The sequence below is a fragment of the Nonomuraea sp. NPDC003707 genome (assembly GCF_053587055.1).
On sequence record NZ_JBSFNK010000003.1, the window covers coordinates 498,547 to 519,255 of the forward strand.

16 protein-coding genes and 1 pseudogene are annotated in these 20,709 nt (G+C 71.7%); 8 read left to right on the forward strand and 9 right to left on the reverse strand.

Going from position 1 to position 20,709, the window contains the following annotated elements; all coding sequences use genetic code 11:
- Positions 1-65: 65 nt before the first annotated feature.
- A pseudogene (locus ACWDRB_RS09885) lies at positions 66-1,517 on the reverse strand (MFS transporter); the annotation flags it as partial.
- Between the two features lie 163 nt (positions 1,518-1,680).
- On the opposite strand from ACWDRB_RS09885, the gene ACWDRB_RS09890 reads away from it, so the two are divergent.
- Both ACWDRB_RS09890 and ACWDRB_RS09895 read left to right on the forward strand, forming a co-directional pair.
- Entirely contained in the window at positions 1,681-2,331 is a 651-nt protein-coding gene (locus tag ACWDRB_RS09890) for a TetR/AcrR family transcriptional regulator (RefSeq protein ID WP_350738041.1), read from the forward strand.
- 116 nt (positions 2,332-2,447) lie between these two features.
- On the forward strand, positions 2,448-3,773 hold the full coding sequence (locus tag ACWDRB_RS09895; protein ID WP_449892690.1) for a phytase: 1,326 nt from the start codon (positions 2,448-2,450) through the stop codon (positions 3,771-3,773).
- Positions 3,774-3,823: 50 nt separating this feature from the next.
- Here ACWDRB_RS09895 and ACWDRB_RS09900 read toward each other — a convergent pair whose 3' ends face one another.
- Positions 3,824-4,981 (reverse strand): alkaline phosphatase PhoX, encoded by a 1,158-nt coding sequence (locus ACWDRB_RS09900; RefSeq protein ID WP_449892691.1) that lies wholly within the window; start codon positions 4,979-4,981, stop codon positions 3,824-3,826.
- A gap of 180 nt (positions 4,982-5,161) precedes the next feature.
- Here ACWDRB_RS09900 and ACWDRB_RS09905 point away from each other — a divergent pair, with 180 nt between their 5' ends.
- The 3 genes from ACWDRB_RS09905 to ACWDRB_RS09915 all read left to right on the forward strand — a co-directional run bounded on the left by ACWDRB_RS09905 (position 5,162) and on the right by ACWDRB_RS09915 (position 9,870).
- Complete coding sequence (locus ACWDRB_RS09905) at positions 5,162-6,097, forward strand: hypothetical protein (protein ID WP_449892692.1); 936 nt, start codon at positions 5,162-5,164, stop codon at positions 6,095-6,097.
- A gap of 161 nt (positions 6,098-6,258) precedes the next feature.
- Complete coding sequence (locus tag ACWDRB_RS09910; RefSeq protein WP_449892693.1) at positions 6,259-7,293, forward strand: glycosyl hydrolase 53 family protein; 1,035 nt, start codon at positions 6,259-6,261, stop codon at positions 7,291-7,293.
- 18 nt (positions 7,294-7,311) lie between these two features.
- Entirely contained in the window at positions 7,312-9,870 is a 2,559-nt protein-coding gene (locus ACWDRB_RS09915) for a sugar-binding domain-containing protein (RefSeq protein WP_449892694.1), read from the forward strand.
- Positions 9,871-9,887: 17 nt separating this feature from the next.
- On the opposite strand, the gene ACWDRB_RS09920 is transcribed toward ACWDRB_RS09915, so the two are convergent.
- The 5 genes from ACWDRB_RS09920 to ACWDRB_RS09940 form a co-directional block, all read right to left on the reverse strand.
- Positions 9,888-10,676 carry an N-acetylmuramoyl-L-alanine amidase gene (locus tag ACWDRB_RS09920; RefSeq protein ID WP_449892695.1) on the reverse strand — a complete coding sequence of 263 codons (789 nt, stop codon included), beginning with the start codon at positions 10,674-10,676 and terminating at the stop codon, positions 9,888-9,890.
- Positions 10,677-10,703: 27 nt separating this feature from the next.
- The gene (locus tag ACWDRB_RS09925; RefSeq protein ID WP_449892696.1) at positions 10,704-11,360 is read right to left on the reverse strand and encodes a response regulator; all 657 of its coding nucleotides are present in this window, start codon (positions 11,358-11,360) and stop codon (positions 10,704-10,706) included.
- Positions 11,357-12,616, reverse strand: coding sequence for a sensor histidine kinase (locus ACWDRB_RS09930; RefSeq protein WP_449892697.1), 1,260 nt, complete (start codon positions 12,614-12,616; stop codon positions 11,357-11,359). The genes ACWDRB_RS09925 and ACWDRB_RS09930 overlap by 4 nt, the downstream gene beginning before the upstream one ends.
- 55 nt (positions 12,617-12,671) lie before the next feature.
- Positions 12,672-14,303, reverse strand: a complete 1,632-nt coding sequence (locus ACWDRB_RS09935) for an FAD-binding oxidoreductase (protein ID WP_449892698.1) — start codon at positions 14,301-14,303, stop codon at positions 12,672-12,674.
- 74 nt (positions 14,304-14,377) lie between these two features.
- Entirely contained in the window at positions 14,378-15,067 is a 690-nt protein-coding gene (locus tag ACWDRB_RS09940) for a DUF2306 domain-containing protein (RefSeq protein WP_449892699.1), read from the reverse strand.
- Between the two features lie 152 nt (positions 15,068-15,219).
- On the opposite strand from ACWDRB_RS09940, the gene ACWDRB_RS09945 reads away from it, so the two are divergent.
- From ACWDRB_RS09945 to ACWDRB_RS09955, 3 genes are all read left to right on the forward strand, one after another.
- Positions 15,220-15,738 (forward strand): RNA polymerase sigma factor, encoded by a 519-nt coding sequence (locus ACWDRB_RS09945; RefSeq protein ID WP_449892700.1) that lies wholly within the window; start codon positions 15,220-15,222, stop codon positions 15,736-15,738.
- Positions 15,735-16,220, forward strand: a complete 486-nt coding sequence (locus tag ACWDRB_RS09950) for a hypothetical protein (RefSeq protein ID WP_449892701.1) — start codon at positions 15,735-15,737, stop codon at positions 16,218-16,220. Before ACWDRB_RS09945 ends, ACWDRB_RS09950 begins: the two co-directional genes overlap by 4 nt.
- Before the next feature lie 129 nt (positions 16,221-16,349).
- Positions 16,350-17,327, forward strand: coding sequence for an arabinan endo-1,5-alpha-L-arabinosidase (locus ACWDRB_RS09955; RefSeq protein WP_449892702.1), 978 nt, complete (start codon positions 16,350-16,352; stop codon positions 17,325-17,327).
- Here ACWDRB_RS09955 and ACWDRB_RS09960 read toward each other — a convergent pair.
- The gene (locus ACWDRB_RS09960) at positions 17,321-19,402 is read right to left on the reverse strand and encodes a beta-galactosidase (RefSeq protein ID WP_449892703.1); all 2,082 of its coding nucleotides are present in this window, start codon (positions 19,400-19,402) and stop codon (positions 17,321-17,323) included. The genes ACWDRB_RS09955 and ACWDRB_RS09960 overlap by 7 nt on opposite strands.
- 56 nt (positions 19,403-19,458) lie before the next feature.
- On the reverse strand, positions 19,459-20,445 hold the full coding sequence (locus ACWDRB_RS09965; protein ID WP_364248968.1) for a LacI family DNA-binding transcriptional regulator: 987 nt from the start codon (positions 20,443-20,445) through the stop codon (positions 19,459-19,461).
- Between the last annotated feature and the right edge of the window lie 264 nt (positions 20,446-20,709).

Below are 20,709 nucleotides of genomic sequence, written 5' to 3' on the forward strand. Positions count from 1 at the left end.
GCGGTGCCCACCGACGCGTACGCGGGCTCATCCACGTGCGCTGGCCCCTGCGCGGAACCGTGCGCGGAAGGCGCCGGAGCCGCGGCGTGCGCCGTGGCGGGGGCGGCGGCGCTCCGGCGCGGGAGGAAGGCGGCCAGGACGAAGGCGAGGAGGGCGGCTCCGGCGCCGATGCCCATGACGACGCGGAAGCCGTCCTCGGAGGGGAGGGCGACGGGGCCGAACGTGGTGGTCATCTGCGACAGGACGACGCCCGCCACGGCGCTGGAGACGGAGGTGCCGACGGCGCGCATGAGGGTGTTGAGGCTGTTGGCGGCGGCCGTCTCGGACACCGGCACGGCCCCCATGACGAGGGCGGGCATGGAGGCGTAGGCGAATCCGATGCCGGCCCCGATGATGCAGGAGACCAGGACGAGGTGCCAGAGCTCGGACATCAGCCCGATGTTGAGCGCGTAACCGGCGGCGACGATGACGGCGCCGATCATCAGGGTGACCTTGGGCCCCTTGGCCGCGGACAGGCGGGCCGACAGCGGCGCCAGCACCATCATCACCAGGCCGGACGGCGCCATCACCAGGCCCACCGCCAGCATCGACTGGCCCAGTCCGTAGCCGGTGGCCTCCGGCAGCTGCAGCAGCTGCGGCAGCACCAGGGACATGGCGAACATCGAGAAGCCCATCATGGTGGAGGCGAGGTTGGTGAACAGCACCTGACGCCGCGCGGTGGTACGCAGGTCCACCATCGGCTCGCGGGTGCTCAGCTCCCACCAGCCCCACAGCAGCAGCACCACGACCGCCGCGGCGAACAGCCCGATCGTGAGCGGGTCGCCCCAGCCCCAACTGGCGCCCTTGGAGATCGCCAGGAGCAGGCACACCAGCGCGGCCGACAGCCCGACGGCGCCGACCAGGTCGAAGCGCCCGCCGCTGCGTACCGCGGACTCGGGCACGAGGGCCAGCACCAGGACCAGGGCCACGGCGCCGAGCCCGGCCGCGGTCCAGAACAGCACGTGCCAGTCGGCGTTCTCGGCGATGAGGGCGGCGGCGGGCAGGCCCAGGGCGCCGCCCACGCCGAGCGAGGCGCTCATGAGCGCGGTCGCGGAGCCGAGCCGTTCGGCGGGCAGCTCGTCGCGCATGATGCTGATGCCGAGCGGGATCACGCCGGAGGCCAGGCCCTGCAGGGCCCGCCCGACGATCATGGGCGTCAGGGAGTCGCTGAAGGCGCACACGACCGACCCGGCGACGAGCAGGATCAGGCTGAGCAGGAGCATGCGCCGCTTGCCGAACATGTCGCCCAGCCGTCCCACCACCGGTGTGGCGACCGCGCTGGCGAGCAGGGTGGCGGTGATCGCCCAGGTGGTGTCGGACGCCGGGGCTCCCAGGAGCTTGGGCAGCTCGGGAACCAGCGGGATCACCAGGGTCTGCATCAACGACACCACGATCCCGGCGAAGGCGAGCACCACCACGAAGGTGCTCGACCGCGGGGGGTCGGCCGCGTGGGCGCGGCGGGCGGGGATGTTGGCCATGCGAGGTCTCCGTTGCGGGGTTGAGGGAAGCAAACGACGAGGTATTAGTAAATCAGTCGCTTGACTTAAGGCTAACAGCGTCGATTTACTGAACACAACCGACGGTCAGGCCCCCGAAGGAGGTCCTCGTGAGCAGGCGTGACGTTCCGGTACGGTGGTGCCGATGACCGGCAAGACCGTACGCGCCGAGCGCGCCGGAGTGACCCGCGAGCGGATTCTCGCGGCGGCGGAGCAGCTGTTCGCCGAGCACGGCGTGCTCGCCGTCTCCAACCGTCAGGTCAGCGAGGCCGCCGGGCAGGGCAACAACGCCGCCGTCGGCTACCACTTCGGCACCAAGACCCACCTCGTACGCGCGATCGCCCGCAAGCACGCCGAGCCGGTCGAGCGGATCCGCGAGCGGATGGTGGCCGAGCTCGGCGACTCCGCCGACGTGCGCGACTGGGTCGCCTGCATGGTGCGCCCGGTCACCGAGCATCTGGCGGACCTCGGCTCCCCCACCTGGTACGCCCGCTTCGTCGCCCAGGTGATGACCGACCCCGCGCTCCGCGCGATCATGGGTGACGAGACCCGCTCCTCCCCCTCACTGCGGCAGACCGTCGAGGGGTTCAACCGGTGCCTGCCCGAGCTGCCCGCCGAGGTGCGGGCCGAGCGCGGCGACATGGCCCGCCAGCTGATCGTGCTCACGTGCGCCGACCGCGAGCGCGCGCTCGCCGAAGGCGCCCCCACACCCCGTGCCACCTGGCACGACGCCGCGACCGGGCTGATCGACGCGCTCGTCGGGATGTGGCTCGCGCCCGTCACGCGCGAGCCCTGACGGGCGCCCCTGCGACTCGCGCCGCGATTTGGGCGGAAGTTCCGGTTCGGTTCATGGTCCGGTCGGCTTCGCTCATGAGGATCAAGGCAGCAAGGTTCCTTGATGAGGAGAAGTCGATGCGCCCCCTGACCTCGCTGGCGTCCGCAGCGCTGACGATCGGCCTGTTCGGTGCCCTGGTCCCACCGGCGACCGCGCAAGACCTGCCCGCCGTCGAGCCGCGGGTCGAGACCCCGCCGCTGTTCGACGACGAGGCCGGCGGCAATGCCAACGGCGACGACCCGGCGATCTGGGTCCACCCCACCTCTCCGGCGGAGAGCCTGATCGCGACCACCGCTAAGGAGGGCGGTCTGTACCTCTATGACCTGGACGGCAGGCAGCTCCAGCACCTGCCCGCACCGGCCGCGCCGGGTCAGGACGACGAGCCGGGCCGGCTGAACAACGTGGACGTCGTCTACGGGCACGCGTCCAAGGCGGGCCGGTCGGACGTCTTCGTCGCCTCCGACCGTGGTTCCGACAAGCTGCGCGTCTACCGGATCAATCCGGCGAAGGCGGGTCAGAACCGGCAGCCACTCACCGACGTCACCGACCCTGCCGCGCCGTTCATCTTCAACGCGACCCAGGCGGAGGTGAACGACGCCGAGACCGTGTACGGCCTCGCGACGTGGAAGCGGAGCTCGGGCACCTACGTCCTGGTCAGCCGCCGGCACACCACGAGGCTCGCGCTGCTGAAGCTCACCGACGCCCCCGGCGGCAAGATCGGCTACACGACGCTCCGGACCATCGATCTCCCGTCGAGCTTCACCCTCCCGAACGGCCAGAGCTGGAGCCCGTGCGACGAGCCGGGCGTGGGCCCGCAGATCGAAGGCATGGTCGTCGATGCCCAGACCGGCACGCTCTACGCGGCCCAGGAGGACGTCGGCATCTGGCGCGTCTCCGGCGATCTCACCGGTTCACCGAAGCTGGCCGACCGTGTCCGCGAGTACGGCGTACCGGCCACCTACGACCCCGCCACCGAGGAGTGTGCCCCCGGAGCCGACCCCGGATACGGCGGCGACAACCTGACGGCGGACGCCGAGGGCCTGACCATCTATTACGGCAAGGACGGCAAGGGCTACGTGATCGCTTCCAGCCAGGGCAGCGACACCTTCGCCGTCTATGACCGCAGGGGTGACAACGCCTACCTCGGCTCCTTCAGCGTCGGCGAGAGCGGCGGCATCGACGGTGTGCAGGGCAGCGACGGGACGATGGTCATCAACGTGCCGCTCGGCCGCCGGTTCCCCAAGGGCCTGTTCGTCACCCACGACGGCGCCAACACCCCCGAGGCGACGGATCCGGAGGGCGAGGTGCGCGAGAACACCAACTTCAAGTATGTGAAGTGGGACGACATCGCTCGCCGTCTCGGGCTGGACGTCGACGTCGCAGGCTGGAACCCGCGCGGCTGACATGAATGGGTCGCCGGATCACTCCGGCGACCCATTCAGGCTTTTCCGGGTCAGGTCCGGAACGGGCCGGTCACGCAGTAGGTGATGCCGCCGGACGACGACCCCGAGGTGCCGCGTTGGGAGGAGAAGTACAGCCGGTTGCCCGCGGGGTTGAAGGCCGGGCCGGTGATCTCCGACGAGCTCTGGCCACTGATCCGCAGGAACGCGGAGATCTTGTCGTCGGGAGTGATCAGGCAGATCTCCATGTTGCCGCCGTCCTCGGCCACGTACAGGTCGCCGTAGGTGGAGCCGGTGACGTTGTCGACGCCGGTGAGCGGCGGGGTGCCGGGGCTGACGAGGCTGTCGTCATAGGCGAGTTCGTAGGTGTTGCCGGCCAGGTTGACCTGCCACACCCGGTTGTCGCCCTTCGTGGTGAACCAGACCGTGTCGTCGGCGTAGTGGCAGCCCTCGCCGCCGTTGAACGACTTGGAGCCGGACACCTGGCTGCGCGTCGCCGTCGGCGAGCCGTCCGGGTCCGGGACGTTCGCCCAGGTGAACGAGCCCGACGTGGCCGATCCCGCCACCAGCACCTGGAGGGTGCCGGAGGACAGGTCGCCCCACGTCGTGGGGACGAACCGGTAGAAACGCCCGTTGGTCTCGTCCTCGGTGAGGTAGATCACCTGCCGTACGGGGTCGGCCGCGGCGGCCTCGTGCTTGAAGCGGCCCATCGCGGGCCGCTGCACGGCGGTGCCGCCGAACGGGTAGGTCTCGTAGACGAAGCCCAGGCTGACCTCCTCGCACGACAGCCACGTGTTCCAGGGCGTCTTCCCGCCCGCGCAGTTCTGCCGGGTGCCGGACAGGATCCGGTTCGCCGAGGTGACGGCTCCGCCGGAGTCGAAACGGATGGCCGAGGCGCCGCCGCCGGGGTTGATCTCGGAGTTGGAGACGTAGATCCAGCCGCTGCCGTCGGCGAAGCAGGCGCCTCCGTCAGGGGCGTTGTGCCAGGTGTAGGACGTGCCCGGGACGGACTGGCCGGAGCGGGCGATCACCTGGCTGGTGAAGCCGGCCGGCAGTTGGATGCCGTTGGCGTCGGCGGCCTGCAGCGGGCCGTAGGGACCGGGGGCGTTCTGCGCCGGTGCGGCCAGGGCGGCGCCCTGCCACAGACTGCCGGAGAAGGCGACGGTGCTCGCGCCGAGCACGGTCGCGCGCAGGAAATTACGGCGTTCCATCGACGAAACCTCCTTGAGGGGGTGCGGCCTCGCCGACAGTATGTCGATCAAACCGACATTCGCCCGTCAGAGAAGTTAACGGGAATAGTGCGCTGGATCACATTCCCGTGCCCGGCGTGGCGTCGCACCCGCCGATGGTCTGAACTGGGGTGGGGACAGCCGTACGACAGGGGAAGGCCGATGACCGCGGGCCGGGTCGACATCATCGAGCAGGGCCCGCGCAGGCCACGCCGGGCAGGGATCGCGGTGCTGGTCGCTCTCGCGGCAGTGTCGCTCATCGGGTCGCTCATCGGGATTCTCACGAGCCGGGACACGAGCCGCCCCGCGCCGGAGCCGCCGGAGCCTAAGCCGGTGCGCGAGGCGGTCACCGTGAATCCCAACGCCGTCTACCCGGAGGCGAGCGGGACGGGCGGGACCAGGACGTTGCGGGTCACGTTCCCCGACGGGTCGCGGGCGGAGGTGACCTACCCGGCCGGCCTGAACCTGGCCTCGCTGGGGGCCCGGCCGTACACCGGCGGCACCCTCACCGGCGCCGGGAAGGCGGAGGGGCACCGGTCCCTCACCGGCGCCGGGAAGGGCGGGGAGTTCCGCTCCCTGACCGCCCCGCTGTACGGCGAGGCCGAGACCGCCGCCGGCCGGCCGATGATCCGCCGCCTCACCGGTGGCGTCACGCTCTGGCCCGGGCCGCTCGGGGTGGACACCGCCGGCCCGGTCCTGCTCTTCGCGTTCGGCGACTGGCGGATCGCGTTGCAGGACGAGCGGGCCGGGATGACCTTCGAGCAGCGGCGGGCCTGGGCGGAGAACCTGCGCGGCACGCTCACCCCCGACGGCTTCCTCACCCTGTCGGCCGGCGGGCCGCTGCGCCTGTCGCGCCCCGGCGAGATCCGCGACGGCGTGCTCGTCGGACCGCAGCTGTGGCTCGGCGGACTGAGCCGCCGCATGCTGGTGCTGGCCCCGGTCCCCGACTGCGAACGGCAGGGCCGAGCGTCCGTCGCCCTCGACCCGCGCCACGCCATCTCGGGCAACGCCTGCCGCGCGGGCTTCTACCTGGCCGCCTCGGGTGACGAGAGCTTCGTGCGGAGCGCGCTCCGGGACGTCCGCATCCGGGCCCGGTGAGCGCGGAAACGCTTTCACGCGACATGAAACTTTCAGCGGGCATCCCCGGCCCAGCAGGCCCGTCTCCCCGCTCTCACCACGTCACTGACAGCCGACCTTGACGCTCCCAGACTCGATTCTTACGGTTAAACCGCTTTAACCCTAGGAAGGGGAAGTCGGTCATGGCAGACATGCGCACGTCCGTACCCGCCGAGCTGAGCAGGCGGGCGGTCCTCCTCGGCGCCGGCGCGCTCGCGCTGGGCGCGGGCACGGGAACGCCGGAGGCTCAGGCGGCGACCTTCGTCAAGGGCGCCGACATCAGCTGGATGCCGCAGATGGAGGCGCAGGGCCGGAGCTGGCGCAACGGCGCCGGGACCGCCCAGGACCTGTTCACCATCCTCAAGGGGTACGGCATCACCGCGATCCGCCTGCGGACCTGGGTCAACCCCTCCGGCGACCCGGTGCACGGCCACTGTGCCGTCGAGGAGACGGCCGCGATGGCCGTACGCTGCAAGAACGCGGGGCTGTCCGTGCTCATCGACTATCACTTCGGCGACACCTGGAACTCGGTCGGGGTGCAGAACCCGCCCGCCGCCTGGGCCTCGATGAGCTACAGCCAGATGCTGGACGCGATGTACGACTACGTCTACCACACCATGAACGTGATCAAGTACAACAACGTCACGCCCGCATGGGTGCAGATCGGCAACGAGACCAACTCCGGCATCTGCAAACCGGTCGGGAGCATCAGCCGCCCCGCCCAGATGACCGGCCTGCTCAACGCCGCCTACGACATGGTCAAGCACGTCTTCCCTGCCACGCCCGTGCTGGTGCACCTGGCCCAGCCGCAGAACCTCGCCAGCGTCCAGAACTTCCTCAACGCCTACCGGGACAACGGCGGCCGGTGGGACATCACCGGCCTGTCCTCCTACGCCCAGGGCGGCAACGTGGCCCCCGTGCTGGACAACATGCACACCATCCAGAGCACGTACGGCAAACCGGTCATGCACGTCGAGTACGGCGGCCCGCTGAACAAGCCCACTCAGGTACGCGACTCGCTCCGCGCCTTCATCACCGGCCTGAAGAGCTTCGGCGGCCTCGGCACGTTCTACTGGGAGCCCGAGGTCTACTCGCCGTTCGCGACCTACGGCAGCGGGGCGTGGGACCCCGCCACCCTGCGGCCCACCGCCGCCATGGACGGATTCCTCAACGTCTGACCCGGCAGGAGAAGACCCATGGGACAAACGATCGAACCCGCCTCCGGCGTGCGCAGGAGGACCGTGCTGGCCGCCGCCGGCGCCCTGGCGCTGGGCGCCGCCGGGCTCACCCGCGCCGACGAGGCGACCGCCGCGACCGCGAGCGGCCGCGTGGTCTACAACCTCAACCCGGACTGGCGGTTCGTCAAGCAGGACGTGGCGAACGCGCAGGCGCCCTCGTTCGACGACTCGGCATGGGCGGCCGTGAGCGTCCCGCACACCTTCAACGACGTGGACTCCTTCGACAACTACATCACCAGCTCCGGCGAGTCCGCCGTCGCGATGCAGCCGGTCTGGTACCGCAAACGGTTCACCCTCCCGGCCGCGCACGCCGGGCAGAAGGTGCTGCTGGAGTTCGAGGGCGTCCGGCAGGCGGCCACGGTCTACGTCAACGGCACCCAGGTGGGCCTGTACGAGTACGGCGTCACGCCGTTCGGCTTCGACATCACCGGCCAGGTGCTCTTCGGCGCCGAGAACGTGATCGCGGTCAAGGCCGACAACACCAAATGGCGGCCCGAGCAGTCCACCGGCACGGCCTTCCAGTGGGACACCCGCGACTTCAACCCCACCTACGGCGGGCTGACCCGCAACGTGCGCATGTACGTGCTGCCCAGGACGTACTTCACGCTGCCGCTATACACCAACCTGCGGACCGCCGGCACGTACGTCTACCCGAGCGTCGTGAACGTCTCCGGCGCGACGGCGACCGTCAACGTCGAGGCCCAGGTCCGCAACGAGCAGACCTCCGCCCGCACCGTCACGGTCTCCGCGAACGTCGTCCAGGCCGACGGCCAGGTCCGCGCCACCATCACCGGATCGCCGGTCACGCTGGCCGCCGGGCAGACGCAGATCGTCAAGCTGTCGCAGCGGATCAGCGGGCTGCGCTTCTGGGAGCCCGGCCGGCCGTACCTCTACACCGTGGAGGTGGTCCTCTCGGAGGGCGGTACCGTGCTGGACGCGTACCCGATCGTCACCGGATTCCGGAAGGCGGAGTTCAAGGGCGGGACCAGCGGCGGCGGCGTCCACATCAACGACAAGCACGTCTTCCTCACCGGCTACGCCGTCCGCGCCACCAACGAGTGGGCCGCCATCGGCGGGGCCGTGCCGGAGTGGATGACGCACCTCGACGGCGAGATGATCCGCGACAGCAACGCCAACCTGATCCGCTGGATGCACGTCGCCACCTCCCCGGCGAACATCCGCATGACCGACCGGTACGGCATCGTCTCCGTCCAGCCCGCGGGCGACAAGGAGTCCGACGCCACCGGCCGGCAGTGGGAACAGCGGGTCGAGCTCATGCGCGACGTGCTCATCTACTTCCGCAACAGCCCCAGCATCCTGTTCTGGGAGGCCGGCAACAACTGGATCACCGCCGATCACATGCGCCAGATGACCGATCTGCGCAAGACCTGGGACCCGAACGGCGGCCGGGCTATGGGCTGCCGCGCCATCTCCGACGACTCCGCGTACGGCGGGACCGCGGCGGTGGACGCCGCCGAATACGTCGGCACCATGCTCAACCGGCACTATTCGGCCTACGCCCGTGACCGCAAGCCCATCATCGAGTGCGAGTACACCCGGGACGAGGCGCCGCGGCGCGTCTGGGACGACTACTCTCCCCCGGACTTCGGCTACGTGACCGGCCCGGACGTCACGTACCACCTGACCTCCGAGGACTTCGCCGGCCCGCACGCCGCCGCCACCCGCTACGAGTTCTGGGGGCAGCGCATCCAGGGGCCCGGCGATCGCCGCTACTCCGGCGCCGCCGCCCTCGTCTGGGCCGACTCCAACCAGCACGGCCGCCAGTACAACTGGGAGTGCGCCCGGCTGTCCGGCCGGGTCGACGCGGTCCGCATCCCCAAGGAGTCACTGCACACCTTCCGCGTCATGCAGAGCCCCACCCCGGACATCCACATCATCGGGCACTGGACCTACCCCGCCGGCACCGCCAAGACCGTGTACGTCATGGCCTCCTCCCACGTCCGCCGCGTGCAACTGCTCGTCAACGGCGCCCAGGTGGGAAACGACACGTCCGCGACCCAGGACTTCCTGTACTCCTTCGCCGGGGTCGGCTGGCAGTCCGGCACGATCACCGCCGTCGGCTACGACGCGGCCGGTCAGGAGATCGTCCGCGCCTCCAAGACGACCACCGGCGCCGCCACCGCGCTCCGGCTGACGCCGCGCACCGCGCCCGGCGGATTACGCGCGGACGGCAGCGACATCGCCTTCTTCGACGTCGAGGCCGTGGACGCGCAGGGCCGCCGGATGCCCACCCACCAGGCCCGGGTCGACTTCACGCTCACCGGCCCGGCCGCCTTCCTGGGCGGCTTCAACCCGGGCAAACCGGGCAGCGTCCACAAGCCCTACCTCGACACCGAGGGCGGGGTGAACCGGGTCTTCATCCGGGCCTCCCGCACGCCGGGCACCATCGCCCTGCGCGCCACCGCCACCGGCCTGACCGCCGCCACCGCGAGCGTCACGTCCGTCTCGTTCGCCGTGACCGCCGGCCTGACCACCCAGCTGCCCGCCACGTACTGACCGGCGCCGCGGCTCGGTCAGGCGCCGGTGAGATAGTTCTTGATCCCGTTCGCCAGCGAGTCGGCGATGCGCTTGCGGAAGGCGACGTCGGTCATCTTGGCGGCGTCGCCCGCGTTGCGCATGTTGCCGCACTCGATGAACACGACCGGCCGCGTCGACAGGTTGAGCCCGCCCAGGTCGGTGCGGGACCGCAGGCCGTCCTCGCCTCGGTAGTTCGCGTACGGCATGCCGGTGCCGTCTCGGTACGCGTCGCGGATCGCCAGCCCGAGTTTGCGGGACGGCTCGATGACCTCGTCGTTGCGCCCGGCGATCAGCCCGGGGGTGATCACGTGGAACCCGTGCCCGCTCGGCTTGCCGCTGTCGCCGTGGATGGACACCACCGCGTCCGCCCTGGCCTCGTTCCCGATGGCCGCCCGCTCGGTGACGCAGGGGCCGATGCCCTCGTCGTTGCTCCGGGTGAGCACGACCTGGGCTCCCATCGTCTCCAGGAGCGGCCTGAGGTGCTGGGTGACGCTCCAGGCGAAGGCGTTCTCCTCGTACCCGTCGGCGGTCTTGAAGCCGACGGCGTTACAGGCCTTGCTCTTGGTGATGATGTCGACCTGGCGGTCGACCTGCTCGGGGTGGGCGGCGTTCCCGCCGTTGTGCCCGGGATCGAGCACCACGACCTTGCCTGCCAGCGGTCCCTTGCCCGTGCCCGGCGGCGCCGGCAGGCCCGCCCCACCAGGGGCCGGCGCGGCGCCACCGCACCCACCGGACAACGCGGCCAGTACGGCGAGTGCCACGAATCCAGGTCGATGAACGTGCATGATCAGACCGTATCCGGCGATGACCCGTCAGGACCCGGGATTTCGTGGGACGAGCAGCCCCCGGTTGAACGCTTCGGTGACGGCGGCGGCGCGGTCGTTCACCCCGAGTTTGGCGTAGATGTTCAGCATGTGGGACTTGACGGTGGCCTCGGTGAGGAACAGCTTGGCCGCCGCCTCCCGGTTCGTGGCTCCGGCCGCCACCAGTCGCAGCACTTCGACCTCGCGCGGGCTGAGCGGCCCCGGGGCGGGCCGGCGTACCCGGCTCATCAGCAGGGCCGCCACCGACGGCGCGAGCACCGCCTCGCCCCGGGCCGCCGCCCGGACCGCGCGCAGCAGCTCGTCGCGGGGAGCGTCCTTCAGGAGGTATCCGGTGGCGCCGGCCTCGATCGCGGGGAGCACGTGGCTGTCGGTGTCGTACGTGGTCAGCACCAGCACGCGGGCCTCGCTGCCCCGCTCGGCGAGCTCCCTGGTCGCGCTCACCCCGTCCATGCCGGGCATCCGCAGGTCCATGAGGATCACGTCCGGACGCAGGGCCTGGGCCAGCCGGACCGCCTCGGCCCCGTCGGCGGCCTCGCCGAGCACCTCGAACTCCGGGTCGCGGGCGAACATACTGGCGAGCCCGTCCCTGACCACCGGATGATCGTCCACGATCAGCAGCCCGATCGGGCCGGCTGGGCGGCTCACGCGCTCACCTCCGCCCGCTCGGCGGGGGCGCGGGCCGAGATGCCCGTGCCGGCGCCCGGCTCCGACTCGACCTGCAGCGTGCCGGACAGGCTCTCCATCCGCTGCCGCATCGCGATCAGGCCGAACCCGCCGCGATCGGCCCGGAAGCCGTCGGCGGCGGCGTCCAGCAGCGCCGGGTCGAAGCCGCCGCCGTCGTCGCGGACGTCCAGGGCCGTCTCGTGCTCCAGGTACGACAGCGTCACCCCCACCCTGGTCGCCCGCGCGTGCTTGGCCACGTTGGCCAGGGCTTCCTGCGCGATCCTGAGCAACGCGGCCTCCGCCTCCGGCCGGATCGGCCGCGCCGTACCGGTCGTCGTGACCTGGACCGGGATCTCGTGCAGCGCCGACCAGCGCTCGGCGACGCCCGCCAGCGCCTCGCTCAGCATGGCCGACCGCAGCGGCTCGGGACGCAGCGCGTGCACCGACCGCCGCGCCTCCGACAGGCTCTCCCTGGCCAGCTTGGTCGCGGCGGCGACGTGCCCGCGCCAGGCCGCCGGATCGTCGGCGGCGTGCTCGGCCGCGCGCAGCTGGCTGACGATGCCGGTCAGCCCCTGCGCCAGGGTGTCGTGGATCTCCCGCGCCATGCGCTGCCGCTCGTCCTGGACGCCGGCGTTGCGCGCCTGCGCCAGCAGCCGTTCGTGCAGGGCCGCGTTCTCCGCCAGCGACGCCGCCAGCCTGCGGTTCGCCTCGCGGGCCTCCTGGAGCGCGCGCTCCCGCTCCTCGTTCTGCCGGGCGCCGCGCCTGGCGAACCAGGCGAAGACGCACATGGGGAGGGCGTTCGCGGCCACGACGGCGGCGTAGGTGGCCAGGCCGGCGACCGTGGTCTTGTCCACGCCGTACGCCTGCGCCGTGCCCGCCACCACCGCCACCGCGCCGACGCCGACCGGCTGCCACGGCCAGCGCAGGAGCCGGAAGACGTAGACGTACCCGGCGGGGGTGAAGGCCCCGAACCACGGGTCCCTGATCGCCAGGATCGCCATGAGCAGGATCAGCACCGCGCAGAACACCGCCATCACCGGCGCCCGCTCGCGCCAGGCGGGACGGAGCGTGAAGACGCCCAGCATCCACGCCGCCATCAGCGCGCACAGGACCAGGTCGACGATCAGGGACTCGCCCGCCGAACCCTTGATGGCCACGGTGACACCGGTCAGCAGCGCCAGCAGCGCGTACGGCCCGACGGTCAACGCCACGGACCACCGTGCCGGCGGATCGCTCATCCGCGTCCTCCTCCCCGGCGCCTGCCCCCGGCGGACAATCTAGCCCGGATGCCGGTCAACCGGCCTGGGGAGGTTCGACGGCCAGCGCGTGCCGGAAGACGTTGCGCGGGTCCCAACGGGCCTTCACCCGCTGCAGGCGCGGGTAGTTGTCCTTGTAGTAGAGCGTCTGCGCGGGCACGCCCGAGGTGTTCCACGCCGGGTCGGCCAGGTCGGCGTCCGGGTAGTTGATGTAGGAGCCGTCATTGACCTCGCCGGGCACGGGCACGCCGCCGGTGCCGGCGTACACGTCGCGGTAGAACTCGCGGACCCAGGCGAGGTTGGCCCCGTCCTTCTTCTCCTCGTCCCAGATCGTCTGGTAGACCGCCTTCATGACCACGTCGCGCTGGGCGATCGCGGTGGCCCCGGGCGCCACCGCGCGGACCTGCCCGCCGTAGCCGACCAGCAGCATGCCGGCGCCCGGCCCGCCGGTCTCGTTCTCCAGGTTGCGGTAGACGGCCGCCAGCTGGGTCTCGGTGAACGAGCGGCGCAGGTAGCCGGCCTTGATCTTGTACCGCCGGGTGATCACGTCGCCCGGCTCGCCGCTGCCCGGCCAGGTCATCCGGTGCAGCCACGGCATCGTCCGCCGCTGGTCGTACACCGGGGTGAGGTCGACCCCGTCCGTCACCGCCGACACGAAGCCGGTCACCATGTCGTCGGCGCCGGGCAGGTCCGCGTCGATCTGCGCGACCAGCATGACGGTCCCGCCGGAGCGGTGGGAGGGCTGGAGGAGCCCGTACAGCCCGGCGTAAGGGGAGCCGGGGGCGCTGTTGCGCTCGTGCCAGGTCCCGAAGTTACGCATCAGCCCGGTCAGCGCCTGCTCGGTCATGTGCTCCCAGGACCAGATGACCACGTGCTGCACCATCCGCCGCGGCGCCGGGGGCAGCAGCCGGGACGGGTCGGTGCCGGTCGCGCCGGGCGAGCGCAGCCAGTACCGGGTGACCACGCCGAAGTTGCCGCCGCCACCGCCGGTGTGGGCCCACCACAGGTCGTGGTTCGGGTCGTCCGGGTCGCGGGTGGCGACGACCGCGCGGGCGGTGCCGTCGCGGTCGACCACCACGACCTCCACGCCGTACAGGTGATCCACCACCGAGCCGTACCGCCGGGACAGCGCCCCGTACCCGCCGCCCGCGAAGTGCCCGCCGGCGCCCACCTCCGGGCAGCTGCCGCCGGGGATCGTCACGCCCCAGCCGGTGAGCAGCGTCCGGTACACGTGACCGAGGGTGGCGCCGGGTTGCACGGAGAACGCCCGCCGGCCGGCGTCGTAGCCGACCGCGTCCATCGGGGACAGGTCCAGCAGCACCCGTACGGCCGGGTCGGCGGTGAAGTTCTCGAAGCAGTGACCGCCGCTGCGTACCGCGACCCGCCGGCCGGACCGCACCGCCTCCTGCACCGCGCGCACCACCTGCTCGGTCGACCCGGCCACGCGGATCTCGTCCGGGCGGCCGACGAAGCGGAAGTTGTTGCCGCGCAGCAGCTGGTCGTAGCGGATGTCGCCGGGACGTACGGTCACCGGGCCGAACACCTCCGGCGCGGTCTGGGCCTCGGCGTCGCCCGTGCCCAGCAGGGTGACCGCCGCGGCGCCCGCACCGGCGAGCACCCCACGACGGCTCACCGCCGCGCCCGTATTTCCCTCGCTCGCTTCTGGCATGTGTTCTCGCTCCTTCCGACTGGCTAGGGGCCGTCAGCCTCTCAATCCGGCAGCGAGCCACACATCCGTCCATGTCATGAATCGGCGGCTGAGCCCTTCACCCCGCCGAACGGCTGATCCGCCCCGCCGACCGGCTGACCGGGGGCCGTCCTGCGGATGGCCCATTCGGCCACGGCGAGATTGATGCCCCAGGCCAGGCCGTGGAGCAGTGCCCTGGCGACGGTATGGGCCTCGCCGCCCGTAGCCGCGTACCAGACGGCGAAGAGCACCGCCTGCGTGCCCGCGCCCATGCCGAGCGCGTAGGCGCGGATCATCCAGGCGCGGTGCCGGGCGACGTCGCGCCGCAGGATCGCGGCGAAGCCGAGGGCGAGGGAGCCGGCCATAGCCGTGCCGGCCGCCAGGCGGAAGACGGTCAGGAGTCCGGTGTCGTCGGCGGGAAGGTCGGAGAACAGGGTCATCCACAGGCCGGTGAGCGCCGCGAGCAGGCCGCACGGCACCAGCACCCGCCCGGCCGCCCGATGCCAGGCGGGCCTGCGGCGGCGGAAGCCGGGCGCGAATTGGAAGGCGCCCAGGACGCTGTAAACGGTGACGCCGACGATGTGCAGCATCACGGGCACGGGGTCGGCGTGGAAGCGGGCGCCGTCCGGGAGGATGGCGGCGCCGCCGGCCAGCTCGGCCGCGCGGGCGGCGCCCGCGAGCACGGGGACGGCGCTGAGTACGAGCAGTCCGGCCGGGATGAGCCGGCCCGCCTTCGTAGGGGTCATGGCTCGATGGTGGCAACGGGGGCGGGGCCGGTTCATCGGCGGAAGGGCTCGTGCTCGTTCCGCCTTTCGGCCGCCGGCAGCGTAGTACTTTCGGCCGAAGGGTGAACCTGGCCGGCTTCTCGTCCGACTGTGCTGGGTGACGGGAGGACGAGATGACCGATGAGCTGCTGGTGGTCCGCGCCCAATTGGGTGAGCGGGCGGCACTGGCCGAGCTGGTGGAGCGCTGGCGGGTGCCGGTGTGGACGTACGTACGGCGCATGCTGGACGCCGAGCGGGCCGACGACGTGAGCCAGGAGGTGTGGCTGGCCGTGATCCGGGGCCTGCCGCGGCTGAGGGAGCCCGCCCGGTTCGCGCCCTGGCTGTTCACGATCGCCCGCCGGTCGGTGACCGACCGCTTGCGCAGCCAGTACGCCCGGGAGGAGCTCGCCGGCCGCGCCGTGGTCGCCGAAGACCCGGTGGAGGCTGTGGTGGATCGGGCCGAGCTGGTGAGCGCGCTGTCGGAGCTGCCGGTGCTGGAGCGGGAGATCCTCGTCCTGTTCTACCTGGAGGACCTGTCGGTGGAGGACTGCGCGCAGATCTGCCGGATCCCCGCCGGCACGGTCAAGTCCCGGCTCAACCGTGCCCGTCGCCTGCTGCGTGAACACCTCGAGGAGAAGGGATCCCGGGCATGACCGAGGACGAACCGCGCCTGTCGGCGCGAGAGATGATCGAGCGGCTCGAGCCCGCGCTGTCGCCGAAGCGGCGGCTCCGGGCGGTGGTGGCGCTGGCCGCCGGGTCGGCCGGGGCGCTGTTCGCGGGCGCGCTGTGGTGCAGCGAGCCCGGGCCGCTGCCGGGACGCACGCACCTGGCCTTCGCGACGCTCACCGTGTTCTGCCTGGCCTGGGCCTGCTACGGCGGCTGGCTGGTGACGCGCCGGGTGCCGTTGTTCGCCGCCGACCGGGTGATCGCCGCCTGGCTCGGCCTGGCCGCCTCGCTCACCACCACTGGCGTGCTGGCCGCCTTCGCCGTCCAGCGCGGCACCGGGCTCGGGCTGCCGCTGGCGGTCGGAGGGCTGTTCGTCGCGGGGGCGCTGGTGCTGGTCGTACGCGCGCACGCCCGCCAGGCCGCGCTGCTGCGCCGCCTGCGCGAGCTGACCGAACCGCCCTCGTCATGAGCGGAGCGCAGGTCGGGTGTGAAAGTTTCAGGCGCCCGACCTGCGAGGGCGGCAGGCGTGCTTGACACCACTCATGTGACCGGTAACCCTGACTGTCGCAGTCAAGCCCCCCACCGCCGAGGTCACGTCATGTGGAAACGAGCTCTCGTCGCCCTCCTGCTCGGTGCCGCCGCGGTGCGGCCCGAGCCCGTGCCCCTGGCCACGCCGACCACTCCCCCGGCGGCCTATCCCAACCCCGGACGGGTGACGGGCGACATCGGCGTGCATGACCCGAGCGTGGTCAAGCGGCCCGACGGCTCCTACCTGCTGGTGCACACCAGCGACAACATCACGATCAAGACCTCGACCGACCGGACCGCCTGGCACAACGCCGGCGTGGTCTTCCCCGGCGGCGCGCCGTGGACCACGTCGTACACCGGCGGCAGCGCCAGCCTGTGGGCGCCCGACATCTCCTACCGCAACGGGCGCTACTACCTCTACTACTCGGCCTCGACGTTCGGCTCGCGCAATTCGGCGATCTTCCTGGCCACCAGCACCACGGGCGCGTCAGGATCCTGGGCGAACCAGGGCATGATCATCTCGACCACCTCGTCGAGCAACTACAACGCCATCGACCCGAACCTCGTCGTGGACGCCCAGGGCCGCTGGTGGCTCTCCTTCGGGTCGTTCTGGACCGGAATCAAGCTCATCCAGCTCGACCCCGCCACCGGCAAGCGCCTCGGCACCTCGATCACCGGCCTGGCCCAGCGCACCGGCACGACCGCGATCGAGGCGCCGTTCATCTTCCGCCACGGCTCGTACTACTACCTGTGGGTGTCGTTCGACGCCTGCTGCCAGGGGGCGAGCAGCACCTACCGGATCATGGTCGGCCGTTCGACCAGTGTCACCGGCCCGTACGTGGACCGCAACGGCGTCGCCATGACCTCGGGCGGTGGCACCCAGGTCCTGGCCGGGCACGGGAGCGTGCACGGGCCGGGCCACCAGGCGGTGGTCCCCGACAGCGACGCCGAGGTGCTCTACTACCACTACTACGCCGACAACGGCGCGCCCCTGCTGGGGATCAACCTCCTCGGGTACGACAGCGCGGGCTGGCCCTTCGTCTACTGACCCGCCACGGACCGGAGCACGGCGACGCCCGAGGGCGGCAGCGTGACGGACTCGACGTCCTCGCCCGAGAGGGCGTCGGTCCACTCCCCGCCGGGGGTCACGTCGTGCTTCTCGCCGGTGTGGTTCAGCAGGATCAGGAAGCGGCGGCCGGCGCCGGCGCGCACGCTCGCCTGGACCCCCGGAGGCAGCCCTTCGACGGCGGGGGTGACGCCCGCCTCGGCGAGCGCCCGCGCGAGGACCGCCCGCATGGCGGCCTCGTCGAGGCGGGTCGACAGGTAGCGGGCGGTTCCCTCGCCGAAGTCGTGCCTGGTCACGGCCGGGCGGCCGTCGGGGCCGTCGAAGACGACCTCGGGCTCGGCCCCGGTGAGACGCAGGTCCTCGCGCCACAGGTCTGCCGTCCCCTCGAGGTGCGCCAGCGCACCGCAGCCCCGTACGGGGAACGTCTCGTGCTCGGCCGCCGGCCAGAACTCCTCGACCCGCACCCCGAGGACCTCACGCAGCGGCGCGGGATAGCCGCCCAGGTGGACCCGGTCGTGCTCGTCCACGATCCCGCTGAAGAACGAGACGACCAGCGCGCCGCCGCCGGCGACGTACGCCGAGACGCGCCGCGCGTCCTCGCCCGCCAGCAGGTACAGGTTGGGCACGACGACGAGCCGGTAGCCGGTCAGGTCGGCCGACGGCGGCACCACGTCCACGCCCGCGCCGAGCTCGAACAGGGGTCCGTAATGGTCGAGCAGGCGGTCCTGCTGGCGCACGCCGTCGGAGGGGTGGGAGTCGAGCTCGAGCGCCCACCAGCTGTTCCAGTCGAGCAGGATCGCCACCTGGTTGCGCACCCGCGTGCCGGCCAGGTCGGGCACCGAGGCCAGCTCCCTGCCGAGCGCCACGATCTCGCGGTAGACCCTGCTGTCGGCGCCCGCGTGCGGCACCATGCCGGAGTGGAACTTCTCGGCGCCGCCCCGTGACTGCCGCCACTGGAAGTAGAGGACCGCGTCGGCGCCGTGCGCGACCGCCTGCCAGCTCCACAGCCGCATCTGGCCCGGCTGCTTGACGGCGTTCCTGGCCCGCCAGTTCACCGCGCTCGGCGCCTGCTCCATGAGGATCCACGGGTCCCCGCCGCCGGCTCCGCGCATCGTGTCGTACACCAGGCCGGGGCCGAGGTGCGGCCGCTCGTCGTGGGGGTCGGGGTAGGAGTCGACCGCGACGACGTCCAGCCCGGGCGCCCAGTCGAAGACGTCCACGGCCTTCAGGCCGGCCAGGAAGTTCGTGGTGATCGGCACGTCGGGGGTGACGCGCCGCAGGATGCCGGCCTCCAGGTCGTAGCAGGCGCGCAGCGCCTCGTTGCCGAAGCGCAGGTAGTCGAGCTGCTGGGCCGGGTTGGGGTACGTCGGAGCCACGCGGGGCGGCCGGATGTGGTCGAAGGTGGCGTAGCGCTGCGCCCAGAAATCCGTCGACCAGGCGTCGTTCAGCGCCTCGATGTCGTCGCCGTACCGCTCGCGCAGCCAGCGGCGGAAGTCGTCCGCCGACACCTCGCAGTAGCAGGCGGGGATGTGGCAGCCGTACTCGTTGCCGACGTGCCAGAGGCCGAGGGCCGGGTGGCCGCGATAGTGCTCGGCCAGCCGCTCCGCCAGCAGCGCGGCGCGTTCGCGGTAGACCGGGCTGGACGGGCAGAAGTGCTGCCGCCCGCCGGGGCCGAGCACGGTCCCGTCGGCGGTGACCGGCAGGATCTCGGGATGCTCGTGGACCAGCCAGGGCGGCGGCGAGGCCGTCATGGTGGCCAGGTCGGCGGTGATCCCGTGCGCGTGCAGGTCATCCAGGACCTGGTCGAAGAGGGAGAAGTCGTACGCGCCGCGCGCCGGCTCCACGCGGGCCCAGCCGAACACGCCGACGGTGACGAGGTTGACCCGGGCCTCGGCCATGAGGCGCAGGTCCTCCGCCCTGGTCTCGGCCGGCCACTGCTCGGGGTTGTAGTCGCCGCCGAAGGCCACGCCGCCGAGCCGGCGCCGGAGCCGGTCGGCCGGTGACGGGGCGCCGGCGGTCCCGGGGACCGGGCTGACATCGCGAGGAACGGCGTTCATCGTCGGCGCGGCGGCCTCGCCTGGGCGAGGTCCGCCGCTCCTCCCTTCTTTCTGGGTCACGTACGGGGCGGCGCGCCGGTGCTCTGCCGGACGACCAGCTCGGGGGCGACGAAAGCGGTGGCGGACGGGGCCGCCCCGGTCTCGATCTGGCCGATCATGAGCGCCACGATCTTCTCGGCCACCACGTCGAAGTCCTGGCGGACGGTGGTGAGCGGCGGGGAGAGGTAGGCCGACTCGTCGAGGTCGTCGAAGCCGGCGATGCTGACGTCCTCGGGGACGCGGTGACCCGCCTCGATCATCGCGCGCATCACGCCGAGGGCCATCTGGTCGTTGGCGGCGAAGACGGCCGTCACGCCGGGCCGCCGCGCCAGCTCACGTCCTGCCTTGTAGCCGCTGGCCGCGCTCCAGTCGCCGAACAGTAACTGCGGAGTGGCGGCCCCCGCCTCCTTGAGGGTGGCGTGCCAGGACTCGGCCCGGCGCCGCGCGGCGTAGGAGTCTTCGGGCCCGGCGACGTGCCAGACGGTCTCGTGACCGAGGTCGAGCAGGTGACGGGTGATGAGCCGGGCGCCGAGGGCCTGGTCGGTGTCCACCATGGGGTGGCGGTGGCTGACGTCGCCGTCGGCCATCACGACCGGGACGCCCGGCGGCAGCCGGAGCGAGGGGGTGTCGAGGATCTGCGCCTCGATGAGCACGATGCCGTCGACCGCCTGCACCGTGAGCTGGTCGAACGCCTCGTGCACGGCCTGCTCGGTCTGCGACTCGACGGCGATCATGTTCACGGTGTAGCCGGCGCGCTGCGCCGCCCGGGTGACGGCGTCGACGGTGCGGGCGTTGCCGAAGCTGGACAGCCCGAAGCTGATCAGGCCCAGGGTGCGGAACTGGCCGGTGACCAGGGCGCGCGCAGCGGTGTTGGGCCGGTAGCCGAGGACCCGCATGGCCGACAGCACGCGCTGGCGGGTCTCCTCCTCGACGTTGCTGCGGTTGTTGACCACCCGGGAGACCGTCTGGCTGGAGACCCCGGCCATCGCGGCGACGTCGGCCATGGACGGCCGCCTGCGCGAGCGTCGTCCCGCCGGTGATTCCTGGGTCGTCCCGTCCAACTGCCACCTCTGATCGTCCGATGCTCTCGCCAGATGTTTACGTAAACATGCCCCAGCCGTCAATGGCCCCGAGAGATCGACATAAAAGACCACCAAATCGCCACGTATGTTAACTGACGGTTACCTATTGACATGATCCTGCGGCGGCTCCAGACTACGGGACACCTTCTTCATGTTTACGTAAACACACGATCATCGCAGCTACCG